We start from the raw sequence: 12910 nt of genomic DNA, 5'->3' as shown, positions 1-12910 counted from the left end.
ATCACATTCTCCAGGTCACTGTCGCACCAATGGTGCGGGGCGGGTTGTAAGCGCCGAAATTAGCGCCCAGGAACACCGCCTGGAAAGTGCGTGTCACCTCATTGGTCAGGTTTTTGCCCCACAGCGACACCGACCATTTGCCGGACGCATCGGTGAAGACGATGCGCCCGTCGACGAAATGCGTGGCCGGGCGGCGTTCCGGCCCTTCATTGGCATTGTCGTCGAAGATCATGCTTTCATACCGATAGTCGGCGGCGAACAGCAGGCTGCCGCCATCGGGCAGGGTGGCCTCATAAGATGGGGTGACGGCGAACTTGTGCTTCGGTGTGCGCGACAGCCGGTTGCCGGCATAGTCCTCGCCCGGTTCGGGTTCGAAGACGTCGAAGGTGGCATCTGTATAGCCATAGCTGGCCGCCAGACGCGCCCCGGCGAAAACCCGCCAGTTCAGTGACGTTTCATACCCTTTGATCGTCGCCTTGCCCGCATTCTCCGTCACGATGGACAGGTTGGGCAGGGTGCGGCGGGTCTGCAGGTCGGTGTATTTCATCAAATAGAGGGTGTTGTTCCAGATCAGCCGCCCGTTAAGGAAGCCGCTTTTCTGACCCAACTCATACTGCGTCGCATATTCCGGTTCGAACCCGTCGCGCGCGTCGGCGGCGGAGCCCGGCGTATCCTGGAAGCCGCCGCTTTTGAACCCGCGCGACACCATGCCGTAAAACTGATGGTCGCGGTCCAGCTTGTACTGGCCGCCGGCCCGCCAGGTCCAGGCGTCATATTTGTCGGAAACCGAGACATCGAAACGCTGTGAACCGCGCAGAACCGCTGTGCCGGCAGTATTGGCGACACGGTAATCCTTCTCGTCCTGGGAATAACGCAGACCCGCGATCAGGGAGAAACGGTCGTCCAACGGGATGGTCGCGTCGCCGAACGCGGCGTAGCTGTTCAGCTTTGCCGACTGATCATAGATTTCCGTGCCCGGACGACCGGTATCGATCACCAGCGTATCGATGCGGTCGGTCTTGTTGTTGAAATTATAGAGGCCCGCCACCCACTGGATCGGACTGTCGGGCAGTGAGTTCAGCCGCAATTCATGGCTTGAGAAGTCGCTTTTCTCGTCATTGCCGCCGCTGATGTTGATGCGGTTGGCGGGGGCGTGGCCGCCGTCGAAATCATAGGCGACGTGATAGTCCAGATCACGATAGGAACCCAGATAGGTGAAGGTGGCGAAGGACAGGTCCCAATCCAATTGCCCGCGCACCCCCCAGGTATCGCGGTTCTGGTAGCCTTCGTCGGAGCCGGCGGTGACCTTGCGGTTGCGATCGACGGTCCACAAGGCCGCGCGCGGATCGGATGCATCGCGATCCAGTACATGTTGTGCCGGCCCGTCCGCACGGTCGCGGGTGCCGTCTAGGGTCAGCAGCGCCCGCACGGTATCCGCCGGCTCGCCATAGACGTGCAGCCGACCGCTTCTTGTGTCCTGATCCTCCACCCGGCCACCGGTGAAGCTGTTCTTCACATAACCGTCATGGGTGCGCCAGGCCCCGCTGGCGCGGGCGGCCCATTTGCCGTCCGCCAGGGGAATGTTGGCGAAGGCGGCCCCTTCCAGCCGCTGGTAATTGCCGACCGTCGCTTCCAGACCGGCATCGGTACGGTCCAGTTCGGGGCGGTTGCTGACGACATTGATGGCGCCGCCTACCACGTTGCGGCCATAGAGCGTGCCCTGCGGGCCCTTCAGCACCTCGACGCGCGCAACATCGAACGTATCGAACGCGACCGCCGCGGGGCGGCCCAGATATACCTCATCCAGGAATACGGCGGAGCTGGGGTCGCCGGCGGCGCCACGGTCGCTGGACCCGATGCCACGGATGGTGATGCGTGGCTGTGATGCGGGGAAGGCATCGAAATTGAGCCCCGGTGTGCGGCTGGCGATATCGTCGATCTGACGCAGGCGAGCCTGTTCGATCTCCTCCGCGCTGAACGCGGTGACCGTCACGGGGACATCCTGAAGACGCTCGCTGCGCCGCTGGGCCGTGACGATGATCTCCTCCAGAGCCTCAACCGGCGCCGTGCCTTGCGCCAGCGCCGCGCCCGATGGCAGCACAAGCATGGCGGTCGTTCCATAGGCCAAGAGCCGGCGATTGATCGCACGCATTCCTTCATTCCTCCCTGGGGGCTTCCTCCCCGGTCGTCATTCGCCGGGTATGGGTACAGCTTACGCAGGGTGGATGCGACAGGTCAACATATTGGATGCAAAAATTTAAACTATGGATGTTTAGATTGACAAAATGAAGCCATGACCACAGGGTGAGCGAAGCGATACATAGTCCTTTTATCCAACAAGAAGGTGCCGTGGCGCCTGGCCCTAGGGTCACCTAGGATCGGGTGGGGCGGCGTCGGCCATGGCCGTGGGAGACAGTGCCTTGTTCGAACAATTGCTTTCGCCGGCCCTGCTGGGAACGGCGATGGTTACCACCTTCATGGTGCTGATCATGACCAAGCGGATGTCGGCCATCGCCGCACTGCTGGCCATTCCCATCCTGTTCGGGTTGGCGTCCGGCGCAGGTTCCGCCTTGGGCGACATGATCCTGCAAGGCGTGTTGCAGGTCGCACCGACAGCCCTGATGCTGACTTTCGCCGTGCTCTATTTCGCGGTGATGATGGATGCCGGCCTGTTTGATCCGCTGGTGCGGCGGGTCTTGGCCATGGTTGGTGACGATCCTGTCCGCATCGCCCTGGGCACGGCTGCATTGGCGACCCTGGTGTCGCTGGATGGCGATGGTACCACCACGGCGCTGATCATCATCACGGCGTTCCTGCCTGTCTATAAACGGGTGGGGATGAACCCGCTGATCCTGGCCCTGCTGCTGGGTCTGTGCAATTCGCTGATGAACTATGTACCTTGGGGTGGCCCGTCGGCCCGTGCCGCTGCTGCGATCGGCGCCGACCTTGGGCAGGTGTTCGGTCCCCTGATCCCCGCGATGCTGATCGGGCTGGCCGCGGTTTTCGTGCTGGCCTGGTGGCTGGGCCGCGCAGAGCGACTGCGTCTTGGCGTCGGTGCGGGAAGCGGGACGGCCGTCACCTCTCTACCGGGGCTGGATATCGATCCGGCAATTCGCCGGCCCCGGCTGTTCTGGGCCAATCTGGCCCTGACGGTGGGGTTGGTGCTGGGCATGATCCTGGGTCTGGCGCCGCTGCCGGTCATGATGATGGGCGCCTTCGCCGTTGCCATCACGCTTAACTATCCCCGTCTGCGCGATCAGAAGGCGCGGATTACCGCCCATGCCGACAATGTCGTCAATGTGGTCGTGCTGATCTTTGCCGCTGGGTCGTTCACCGGCATCCTGAACGGCACGGGCATGGCCGATGCCATGGCGAATGCCGCCTTGACCGTGATCCCACCCTCCATCGGGTCCTATCTGGCGCCCATCACGGCCCTGGCCAGCATGCCGCTGACCTTTGTCATGTCGAACGACGCCTACTATTTCGGGGTGGTGCCCGTCATCGCCACCACGGCCGCCGCTTACGGCATTGATGCGGAAGCCATCGCCCGCGCCTCCCTGATCGGTCAGCCGGTTCATACGCTCAGCCCGCTGCTGGCCCCCATCTATCTGGCCTGCGGGCTGTTGGGGGTGGATGTGGCGGATGCACAGCGCTTCGCTCTGAAATGGGCGGTGCTGATCTCGCTGGTGGTGCTGGTGGCGGCCATCGCAACGGGCGCCATTCCGTTGCGGGCCGGCTGAACCATGGGCCGCAACATGGGGCGGTGGCTGCTGCTGGCGGCCATGACCGCCATCCTGGTGGCAGGGCTGAAGGCGGTGGCCGTTCCGGCGGCCCTGCTGCTGGGCCCAATGCTGGCGGGGATCGGTTTCGCCCTGACCGGCGGGGCAATGAAGCCACCCAAGCTGATGCTTCTGGCCAGTTATACCATTGTCGGCTGTCTGGTGGCCGTGGCGATGGGAAAGGCTGCGGGGCCTGACCTGCTGCGGCATCTCCCGGCGTTCGTGACCATGGCTGTGATCACCTTGCTGATTAGTGCCGGTCTGGGCTGGGTGCTGGCGAGGGGCGGGTGGTTCAAGGGAACCACGGCCATCTGGGGCCTTGCCCCCGGCGGGGCGGCGGGCATGGTGGCCATGGCCCAGGAACAGGGCGGTGATGGCCGCATGGTGGCGGTGATGCAGTATCTGCGCATCCTGACTGTCACCGGCTCCGCTATCGCGCTGTCGCACCTGATGACGGGATATGCGACCCCGTTCCACCCCGCTGGATGGTTTCCCGCCCTGGACCCGCCGGGGCTGCTGGAGACGCTGGGACTGGCACTGGCGGGTGGTCTGATTGCCCGATGGCTGCGGTTTCCCTCCGCCGCGTTTCTGTTCCCCGGTCTGGTGGGGGCGGCATTGATGGCGGCGGGGCTGGCCAGGCCGTCGGTGCCGCCATTGCTGGCCGCCGCCGCCTATGCCGTTATCGGCTGGAATATCGGCCTGTCCTTCACCCGCGAGACATTGGCCGGCTGCGCCCGGTCGCTGCCCCGCATCCTGGCGGCAACATTCGGCCTGATCGGGCTCTGTGCCCTGCTGGGTGTCCTGGTCAGCGTGATCTGCGATGTGGATTGGCTGACAGGCTATCTGGCGACAACCCCGGGCGGCATCGACGCCATCCTGATCATCGCAACCACGACGCCTGTGGATTTGCCATTCATCCTGTCGGCGCAGGTGGTGCGTGTCCTGCTGGTGCTGCTGATCGGCCCGGCGTTGGCGGCCCATCTTGCCCGCCGCCTGGGGTGACCAGGGCCGAGCCGGAGCCGGGTGCCGATACTAGCCGCGCGGCTTCCAAAGGTTCGCTAATGCTGACAAGAGCGCCCTGAACCGCTGGTCACATTGGCCATTCAAAATTGGATGCAAAAACTTGACTATTTGAATCCAATAAATCATCTTCACCTCATTGGCCTCTTTGCAGGCCTCCACAATCATCTGGATTGAGCAATCATGTTGGACGGTCCGATCAAAATCCTGGTGCCGACCGGGTCACTGGGCGCCGGCGCGTCGGAAGCGGAGGTCCGCTATGGCATCGCGCAGGGCGCACATGCCATCGCCACCGACGCTGGTTCCACCGACAGCGGCGCCGCCTATCTGGCGCTGGGCATGTCGAAGAACAACCGGGGTTCCGTGAAGCGCGACCTGACCCTGCTGATGCGCGAAGCCGCCGCTGCACGCATTCCGCTGATCGTCGGGTCAAGCGGTCAGGCCGGCGGTGACCTGAATGTCGACTGGACCCGCGACATCGTGGTGGAGGTAGCGGCCGAACTGGGCATCACGCCTCGCATCGCCTTGATCTATTGCGAGATGGAAAAGGCGACGCTGAAGACCTTCAACGTCGATGGCAAGGTCCGGCCCCTGCCGCCGCTGGGTGCGCTGGAGGATGCGACCATTGATGCCTGTGACCATATCGTCGCCGTCATGGGGGCGGAGCCGTACATCGCGGCGCTGGCGGCGGGGGCCGACATCATCCTGGGCGGGCGCACCACAGATACGGCGGTGCTCGCTTCCTATGCCTTGTGGAAAGGGGCGCCCGCCGGTCCCGCCTGGCACGCCGCCAAGGTTGCGGAATGCGGCGGGCAATGCGCCGTCAACCGCCTGGAAGGGGCGGGCGTCCTGATCAGCATCGGCGAGGACGGGTTCGAGGTGGAGCCGCTGGCCCTGTCCAACCGCTGCTCGCCCGACAGTGTGTCGGCCCATATGCTGTATGAAAACAGCAATCCGTTCCTGCTGACCGAGCCGGGCGGCATCCTGGACGTGACCGATGCCGTCTATCGGCAAGTCAGCGACCGCAGTGTGAATGTTACCGGCTCCATCTGGCGGCCACAGCCCTATACGGTGAAGCTGGAAGGGGCGGGAAGCCGCAGGTTCCAGACCATTATGCTGATCGGCATTCAGGACCCGCTGGTGCTGGACAAGGTGGATGTCTTCCACGACCGGATGCTGGCCGCCCTATATGACCGGGTTCACAAGACCATCGGGGCGGCGGCGGGGGATTTCCATATCTCGCTGCGCATGTATGGCTGGAACGCCGTGTCCGGCGACCGCCCGCCACCCGGTACGCCGGCCCCACGGGAGATCGGGGTGCTGTTTGTGGCAACCGCCGACAGCCAGGAAATGGCATCGCAGATCGCCAAGGCCTGCAACCCGTACTTCTTCCATTTCCCCATCGCGCTGGACGAGGAACTGCCCAGCTACGGCTTTGCCTTTACGCCCGCCGATATCGACCGGGGCTCGGTCTATGAATTCCTGCTGAACCATGTGGTTGAACTGGAAGATCCGATGGCGTTGGCCCGCACAAAATGGATTGATCTGAGCGAAGGGGGGAAGGCGTGATGCCCACAGTGAAGGATGTCTGCCGGCATGTGCGGTCGAAGAATGCCGGGCCCTTCTGGGTCACCTTCGATCTGTTCTTTGATGGGCGAGAGAATTTCCAGGCCTATCACGATCACCCGGCGTTGGGGCCGGACCTGTTCCGGCGCCTGTTCGGGGCCGACCCGGCGCTGGTGCGCCATTACCCGGTGCCCAGCCTGCACATGGTGAAAATCTCGCACGCCCGCACCAGTCCGCAGGGCGGCGTCGTCGAACGTGACATGCATTGCGGTCAGCAGTTTGTGCGGCTGCTGGATGTCGAACTGGGATAGGGAGCTGCGGGGCCGGAAGTCCGACTGACACCGGGGGGCGGTAATCGGTCGGACTCCGAATAATACCGTAGCGGCGTGCAAGTGCGGTCGCGGGATGGTCAGCGCGGCATGACGATGGCGTGCAGCCGGTGTTTGGTGGCCAGCACATGCTCGGTCATCAGGCGTTGGGCCGCCTCGCTGTCCTCCCGCCGGAACGCGTCCAGCAGGGCTTCATGCTCATCCTGGGATTCCAACACATGGGCCGGCGGGGTTGCAGGCATCTGCCGGTGGCGGGGCGGCACGCAGGCTGCGATGGTTGGGCATAGACGCGCAACGTCACCCAGCACCGGATAGATCAGCGTCATGCGGGTGGCGTTGCGCAGAACCTCGTTGCGCGACGCCACCATGATGCCGCGATGGAACAGCCAGTTGAGCTGGTACCATTCCCGTTCGATGGTTTCCGACCATTCGCCCCGGGACAGGATGGCACGGCCCTGGCTGACCAGATCGGTCAGCTGCGACAGCGTCTGTGCCTCCCACCCCAGGTCGGCGGCGGTACGGGCCGCGATCCCTTCCAGCGAGGCGCGGACCTCAATGCTGTCGAAGACATCCCGCACGGTGACGGTGCGGACTGTGTAGCCGCGGTTGACGCTGTAATTCACCAGCCCCTCGGCGGACAATACGGCAAGGGCGCTGCGGATCGGGGTGCGTGATACGTCCAGAAGCGTGGCCAGCGCCTCGGCGCGTAGCTTCGTGTCCGGCGCAATCCGACCGGTGACGATCATTTCACGCAGTTCCATAAGCACGGATTGCGTGGCGGGTTCCGTCTGCTGGGGTTCGGCCAGCGCGTCTTCCCGTTCCGTAACGTCCGTGTCCGCCATAATCTTCACCTGTTCAAACCGCCCGTCCGGCTGTCATCCTTAAAGCAACCGGACGATTATCGCGCAACCCCGATCATGGCCGCCCGTCGGCGACGATGCAACCGGGTGGCGGCTCCGTTCCATCCAGGACGGCCACGACCGACCGTGCCGCGATCAGGTTGGTCAAGGCTAACCCTTCATGGGATGACGCACCCGCATGGGGTGTTGCCACGACATTGGGCAGGTCCAGCAGCGCATCCGAGATGGGGCGGTAAGCGGGATCGCCTTCGCTGACAAACACATCCAGGCCGGCACCACCCAGATGGCCAGACCGCAATGCCGCCAGCAAGGCGCCATCATCGACCAGCCCGCCACGTGCCGTATTGATCAAAAACGCCCCTTTCTTCATGGCGGCCAGGGCGGGGGCGTCGATCATGAAACGGGTGGCGGGTGTCAGCGGTGCATGCAGGCTGACATAGTCGCTTCGCCGCAGAAGGTCCGGCAGGTCAACATAGTCGACGCCCGCCTCTGCCGCGTAGGCGGGATCGGGTGTGCGCGTATGGACCAGTACCGTTGCCGCGAAACCGGACAGGCGGCGCACCACGCTTTTGCCGATCCGGCCCAGTCCGATCAGGCCGACGGTCTTGCCAGACAGGTCATGGCCGTTCAGGATGGACCAGTTGCCGGCCAGCATCGCCATCTGGCTTTCGCGGAAACGGCGCCCCACCGCAATCATCAGCCCGATCGTGTGATCGGCAACCGCCCCTTCATTGCCACCTGCCGCGATGGTGACAACGCGTCCAAGGTCGCGTGCCGCCGCAACATCGACGCGGTCATAACCGACACCGCGCCGGGCAATGACCCGCAGACCGGGCAACGCCTCCAACAATGGGCGGGTGACGTGCGCATGCCCCACGATCCAGCCGGCAGCGCCGTCCAGCATGCGGCGGAGCGTATCCACCGCCAGATCGCCGTCACCCGTACCGGGTGGCGGCGGTGACAATGCAACCTCGCAGCCATGGTCACGCAGATAAGCGACGGAACGATCATCGAAGAAACGTTGTGTAACGACGACTTTACGGTTGGCTGCGGATGGCATTGGATTTCGCTGCTCGCTGAAGGGCTGCCGGAGCCTGAATTCTAGCGATCAGACGAAAATTTGCATCCAAAATATTTAATAATGAATCCCTATCTGGGTTTGCTGCTACAGGGGCTTCAGGGGCAGGGTGACACAGGCCACCAATCCCCCTTGCGGGCGGTTGGTCAGCAAAACATCTCCCCCATGGGCCCGTGCCACGGCGCGCGCGCTGGCCAGCCCCAGGCCCGCCCCGCCGGTATGCCGGTTGCGTGAGGGTTCAACGCGGAAGAAGGGCTCGAACACCCGCTCCAGAAGGGCGGCGGGAAGGCCCGGTCCTTCATCCTGAACCTCAATCACCGCGCTATCTTTCTCTGTCGTCAAACGCACCAGGGCGGAATTGCCATAGGTGACGGCGTTGCCGATCAGATTGTCCAGCATGCGGGCAATGCCGGATGCGTCACCCTCGATCCAGGCTGGCTGCATGACCCCGTCGGCAACCGGCTCCCCCATCTGACGGCTGGCCTGGGTTTGGCGTAGTATCAGGGCCTGAAGGTCGATGGTGCTGCGTCCGACAGGCTGGGACAGATCCTTCACGAACGACAATGTCGCCGCGATCATTTCCCGCATCTCTGCGATATCGCCCGCCGCCGCCTCGCGCACGGCGTCCGGCGCCTCTTCCAGCCGGAAGGCAAGTCGGGCCAGGGGGGTGCGCAGGTCATGCGCAATGGCGGCAACCAAGAGGGTTCGGTCGTCCACGTACCGGCGCAGCCTTTCCTGCATCTGGTTGAAGGCGGCGGCAGCGGCGCGCACCTCCGGCGGGCCCGCACTGGTTGGGACAGCCGGGGCGGCGGGATCGCGGCCCAGCCGCTCTGCGGCCTGGGCAAACATGGCAATCGGCCCCGCCAGCCACCGTGCCAGCCACCAGGCGAGTGGCACAACCACACCCAACCCTGCGATAAGCCAGTAAAACATCCGCAGATACCAGCCGCGCAGGCCCCCGCCAGCCGGCTGCACGATCCGCCATTCCCCGCTGGGCAGTTTCAGGGCGGCGGAGAAATCACCGATGATGGCGTCGTCACGATGGACCATGCCGCCGAAACGCGGACCCGGTCCCGGTTCAGGTCCTGGTGGGGGGCCGGAAAAGCCCTGATCGGGCGGTGGCGGGCGGTCACCATGCGGCGGCGGTGGGCGATCCCCATCCGGGTTGCCGGGGAAGCCACGGGGGCCAGGACCGCGGCCACCCGGATCACCGGGCCCGCGCAGTTCCAGCCGTACGAAGCTTTCATCCTCCCCTAGCGCACTGACCAGCCATTGACGGTTGGCGCGCAGCCGGTCCGACGGGCCGGCATTGGGGGGCGGCTTGCCGGAGGTGGTGACTTCAAAACCCGGTGCCGCAATGCCCGACCGCAAGCTTGCCGCCACACCGGCCAGCATATGCTGGCTGGGTGGCGGCATGGGGGCGGCCAGCAGCAGCAGGAAGTTCAAGGCCTGGGCCAGCAATACACCTGCCAGCATCAGCACAAAGATGCGGACGAACAGGGGCCAGCGGGCCAGAAGGTTGGGCAACTTCAACATGGCAGCCACCATGTGCCGGGAAAACAGCAACAGCATAGGCCGGTGGCCCGGCCCCGCGAAAGGGGCAAGCCACCGGCCACAGGATCAGACGCCGACCGTCACAGAGGCTGTATAGCCAGCCGAAACGCTGCCCGACATGGTCAGGGTCTGGGCGGCGATCTGGGCGGCGGTGTTGTCACCGAAGACATTGTCACTGGACAGCGAGATGGAGTTCAACGCTGCCGTGCTGTTGCCATATCCACCAGCGGCATAGACGGTAGCGCAAACGCTGCCCGGCACGGCCATCTGCGAGATCAGAGTGGCGGTGCGGCCCGTGCCGCTGGTCGCGGCGGCCTGACTGGTGAACACTTCGAAATGGATATGCGGGTAACGGCCCTGGTAGCAGCCGGGAACGATGGTCTGGAACGTCACCTGGCCATTGCTGTCGGAAATCTGCATGCCGCGCAGATAGCTTTCGGTCGGCAGGTCATAGAGCGAGTATTTGCCCGCCGCATCGCAGTGCCAGATATAGATGGCGTAGCCCGACAGCGGCGTACAGCCCGTGGAATTCTGCAAGGTGATGGTCAGCGTCATCGGCACGCCCGTCGCCTGGGTCGTGGAACTGATGAAGCTGGACCGGATGTCGGACCGGATAACACCGGACGATGTCAGCACGTTTGAGGTGGCGCCGCTGGAACTGTTGGTGCCATCGGCGGGGTAGGGGCCGTTGGTTTCGCTGGCATAATCGACACAGGAACCGCCGGTGGTGGTGGTCCCGCCAGTGCTGCCCGTCGTGGTGCCGGTGGTGGTCGTGGTGCTGGTGCTGTCCGACCCGCCGCCACCGCCGCAGCCCGTGAGCAGGGCCGCCAGACCGGCACCGCCCAGCAGCGACAAGGCGCGGCGGCGTTCCAGGATCTTGGTGTTCAGGGTTTCCAGGTCGAAGAGCAGACCACGGTCATGATCTTCGATATGATGTTCGCTCATCTCTTATCTCCGTTTCGGGGGTGTCCGACGGGGGCACCGCCGTTAGCGGTTCAAGGGATGGCGGGTGGATGTTGCCCGGGAATGTCAGGCGTATTTCAGGGTTCCTTGGGGCATCGTCATATTATGTCGCCTGAAAAATTATGTCGGCAGCCCGCTGGCGGGTTCCCGAAGGGGTGTGGCGGGAATGCCGCAATCCCTATCGCGTGCTCTATCGCGTGACGGTGGGGACGAACATATAGCCTTCATTGCGCACCGTACGGATCAGTTCGGCGCTGTCATCGGCGGCGGCCAGTTTGCGGCGCAGGCGGCTGATCTGTACGTCGATGGCGCGGTCGAAATGATCGGTGCTTTCGCCATGGGCGAAATCCAGCAGCTGATCACGGGTCAGCACACGGCGCGGATGATCGACCAGGGCGCGCAGCAGGCGGAATTCCGCGTCCGACAGGCTCACATCCTGGCCCGACGGGGCCGCCACCATGCGGCTGTCGGGCTGCATGCGCCAGCCGGCAAAGCCGATCCAGTTTTCAGCTGCGGGCGGCAGCGCGGCGGGGGCCGGTTCCGCCGTGGCGGCAGCACCGCGGTTGCGGCGCAGGACGGTGCGGATGCGGGCCAGCAGTTCGCGCGGATTGCATGGCTTTTCCATGTAATCCTCCGCCCCCATTTCCAGGCCGACAATGCGGTCGACATCGCCGCCTACTGCGGACAGCATGATCACCGGCGGGCCGCCGCCGGCCACCAGCCCCTTCAGTGCGGTTAACCCGTCCTCCTGCGGCATCATCACGTCCAGGACGATCAGGTCGTAGCTGCCCGAAGCCAGTTTCGCCCGCATTTCAGGCGGATTGCCGGCGGTGTCGGTGCGGTAACCGTGCCGGTCCAGGAATGTGGAGATCAGGCCGCGCAGGCCTGGATCATCATCCACGATCAATATGCGGGTCATCAAATCCATATCCCGATTATGGCGTTGGGACCTTCTCTGTACGAGCCGAAAATCGCCTCTCCATGTCGGATTGTTTCAGCATGTTGCAGCGGGCGAACCGTTTCGTCCCCTGATGCAATGTGCCTGACACAACATGGCGGGCACCTTTATCGCCCCGACATATGGCGGCAATGCCAGCCCCCTATCCCTTGATCCGGTTCTGAACGATCCTAAGGGAGAAAAGCATGCGTATCCTGAAACGAACCCTGGCGGCGCTGGCGCCCCTGCTGCTATCGGCCCATGCGGCCCTGGCGCAGAATGCGGGCGGTGACCCCAAGGGGGCCGGCCCCATCGTGGCGGCCTTGTCATGGATGCAGGGCACCCTTATGGGCAATGTCGCCACCACGGTCGCCGTGATGGCGGTGGCGGCGGTCGGCTTTCTGATGCTGACGGGTCGGATGAACTGGCGCTTCGGGGCGACCGTGGTGCTGGGCTGCTTCATCCTGTTCGGGGCGGGGGCCATTGTGTCGGGCATCCAGGCGACGACGTCGGTGGCCCGCTGATGTTGTCCCGCGCCCCCGTCTTCCGCGCCCTGACCCGGCCCCAGATGTTTGCGGGCGTGACCTATAATTTCTTCGTCATCAACCTGCTGGTGACGACGGAGGCGTTCCTGGTCACGCGGTCCTTCCTGGCCCTGCCGGTTGCCCTGGCGGTGCATGCCGCCGGCTATCTGGCCTGCCTGCGCGAACCCCGCATCTTCGACCTGTGGCTGACCAAGGTCACCACCTGCCCGCGTGTCCGCAACTGGAAGCGCTGGCGCAGCAACTCCTACGGCGCTTGAGTTCTAGCGCCCTGTTTTGGTG

The 12910-nt window shown here is 64.3% G+C and carries 12 protein-coding genes; 6 read left to right on the top strand and 6 right to left on the bottom strand.

The window, feature by feature from the left end; all coding sequences use genetic code 11:
* Position 1 precedes the first annotated feature (1 nt).
* On the bottom strand, positions 2-2152 hold the full coding sequence (locus tag ACODSP_RS14775) for a TonB-dependent receptor (RefSeq protein WP_488966329.1): 2151 nt from the start codon (positions 2150-2152) through the stop codon (positions 2-4).
* A 247-nt stretch (positions 2153-2399) separates the two neighbouring features.
* Here ACODSP_RS14775 and ACODSP_RS14770 point away from each other — a divergent pair, with 247 nt between their 5' ends.
* The 4 genes from ACODSP_RS14770 to ACODSP_RS14755 all read left to right on the top strand — a co-directional run bounded on the left by ACODSP_RS14770 (position 2400) and on the right by ACODSP_RS14755 (position 6676).
* Positions 2400-3740: a CitMHS family transporter gene (locus ACODSP_RS14770; protein WP_488966328.1), complete on the top strand. Its 1341-nt coding sequence runs from the start codon at positions 2400-2402 to the stop codon at positions 3738-3740.
* 3 nt (positions 3741-3743) lie between these two features.
* On the top strand, positions 3744-4781 hold the full coding sequence (locus ACODSP_RS14765) for an AbrB family transcriptional regulator (RefSeq protein WP_488966327.1): 1038 nt from the start codon (positions 3744-3746) through the stop codon (positions 4779-4781).
* Between the two features lie 201 nt (positions 4782-4982).
* Positions 4983-6368, top strand: a complete 1386-nt coding sequence (locus ACODSP_RS14760; protein ID WP_488966326.1) for an acyclic terpene utilization AtuA family protein — start codon at positions 4983-4985, stop codon at positions 6366-6368.
* Positions 6368-6676 (top strand): DUF4387 domain-containing protein, encoded by a 309-nt coding sequence (locus ACODSP_RS14755; protein WP_488966325.1) that lies wholly within the window; start codon positions 6368-6370, stop codon positions 6674-6676. The genes ACODSP_RS14760 and ACODSP_RS14755 overlap by 1 nt, the downstream gene beginning before the upstream one ends.
* Before the next feature lie 98 nt (positions 6677-6774).
* On the opposite strand, the gene ACODSP_RS14750 is transcribed toward ACODSP_RS14755, so the two are convergent.
* The 5 genes from ACODSP_RS14750 to ACODSP_RS14730 form a co-directional block, all read right to left on the bottom strand.
* On the bottom strand, positions 6775-7536 hold the full coding sequence (locus ACODSP_RS14750; protein ID WP_488966324.1) for a GntR family transcriptional regulator: 762 nt from the start codon (positions 7534-7536) through the stop codon (positions 6775-6777).
* Positions 7537-7609: 73 nt separating this feature from the next.
* Positions 7610-8614 (bottom strand): phosphoglycerate dehydrogenase, encoded by a 1005-nt coding sequence (locus tag ACODSP_RS14745; RefSeq protein WP_488966323.1) that lies wholly within the window; start codon positions 8612-8614, stop codon positions 7610-7612.
* A gap of 105 nt (positions 8615-8719) precedes the next feature.
* On the bottom strand, positions 8720-10168 hold the full coding sequence (locus tag ACODSP_RS14740; RefSeq protein WP_488966322.1) for an ATP-binding protein: 1449 nt from the start codon (positions 10166-10168) through the stop codon (positions 8720-8722).
* A gap of 84 nt (positions 10169-10252) precedes the next feature.
* Positions 10253-11131: a dioxygenase family protein gene (locus ACODSP_RS14735; RefSeq protein ID WP_488966321.1), complete on the bottom strand. Its 879-nt coding sequence runs from the start codon at positions 11129-11131 to the stop codon at positions 10253-10255.
* Between the two features lie 208 nt (positions 11132-11339).
* Positions 11340-12068 carry a response regulator gene (locus tag ACODSP_RS14730; RefSeq protein ID WP_488966320.1) on the bottom strand — a complete coding sequence of 243 codons (729 nt, stop codon included), beginning with the start codon at positions 12066-12068 and terminating at the stop codon, positions 11340-11342.
* A gap of 224 nt (positions 12069-12292) precedes the next feature.
* Between ACODSP_RS14730 and ACODSP_RS14725 the strand changes: the two genes are divergently transcribed.
* Both ACODSP_RS14725 and ACODSP_RS14720 read left to right on the top strand, forming a co-directional pair.
* Positions 12293-12610, top strand: a complete 318-nt coding sequence (locus ACODSP_RS14725) for a TrbC/VirB2 family protein (protein WP_488966319.1) — start codon at positions 12293-12295, stop codon at positions 12608-12610.
* Positions 12610-12888 (top strand): VirB3 family type IV secretion system protein, encoded by a 279-nt coding sequence (locus ACODSP_RS14720; protein WP_488966318.1) that lies wholly within the window; start codon positions 12610-12612, stop codon positions 12886-12888. The genes ACODSP_RS14725 and ACODSP_RS14720 overlap by 1 nt, the downstream gene beginning before the upstream one ends.
* Positions 12889-12910 lie beyond the last annotated feature (22 nt).

The organism is Niveispirillum sp. FG156 (assembly GCF_057809555.1).
Note: the sequence above shows the minus strand (reverse complement) of the source record. Positions and strands in the feature narration are given on the sequence as shown.

What these genes read in the sequence shown, in the direction of transcription:
- ACODSP_RS14775 (WP_488966329.1), bottom strand. Translation starts at nt 2,152, where the DNA reads ATGCGTGCGATCAATCGCCGGCTCTTGGCCTATGGAACGACCGCCATG.
- ACODSP_RS14770 (WP_488966328.1), top strand. Translation starts at nt 2,400, where the DNA reads ATGGCCGTGGGAGACAGTGCCTTGTTCGAACAATTGCTTTCGCCGGCC.
- ACODSP_RS14765 (WP_488966327.1), top strand. Translation starts at nt 3,744, where the DNA reads ATGGGCCGCAACATGGGGCGGTGGCTGCTGCTGGCGGCCATGACCGCC.
- ACODSP_RS14760 (WP_488966326.1), top strand. Translation starts at nt 4,983, where the DNA reads ATGTTGGACGGTCCGATCAAAATCCTGGTGCCGACCGGGTCACTGGGC.
- ACODSP_RS14755 (WP_488966325.1), top strand. Translation starts at nt 6,368, where the DNA reads ATGCCCACAGTGAAGGATGTCTGCCGGCATGTGCGGTCGAAGAATGCC.
- ACODSP_RS14750 (WP_488966324.1), bottom strand. Translation starts at nt 7,536, where the DNA reads ATGGCGGACACGGACGTTACGGAACGGGAAGACGCGCTGGCCGAACCC.
- ACODSP_RS14745 (WP_488966323.1), bottom strand. Translation starts at nt 8,614, where the DNA reads ATGCCATCCGCAGCCAACCGTAAAGTCGTCGTTACACAACGTTTCTTC.
- ACODSP_RS14740 (WP_488966322.1), bottom strand. Translation starts at nt 10,168, where the DNA reads ATGTTGAAGTTGCCCAACCTTCTGGCCCGCTGGCCCCTGTTCGTCCGC.
- ACODSP_RS14735 (WP_488966321.1), bottom strand. Translation starts at nt 11,131, where the DNA reads ATGAGCGAACATCATATCGAAGATCATGACCGTGGTCTGCTCTTCGAC.
- ACODSP_RS14730 (WP_488966320.1), bottom strand. Translation starts at nt 12,068, where the DNA reads ATGACCCGCATATTGATCGTGGATGATGATCCAGGCCTGCGCGGCCTG.
- ACODSP_RS14725 (WP_488966319.1), top strand. Translation starts at nt 12,293, where the DNA reads ATGCGTATCCTGAAACGAACCCTGGCGGCGCTGGCGCCCCTGCTGCTA.
- ACODSP_RS14720 (WP_488966318.1), top strand. Translation starts at nt 12,610, where the DNA reads ATGTTGTCCCGCGCCCCCGTCTTCCGCGCCCTGACCCGGCCCCAGATG.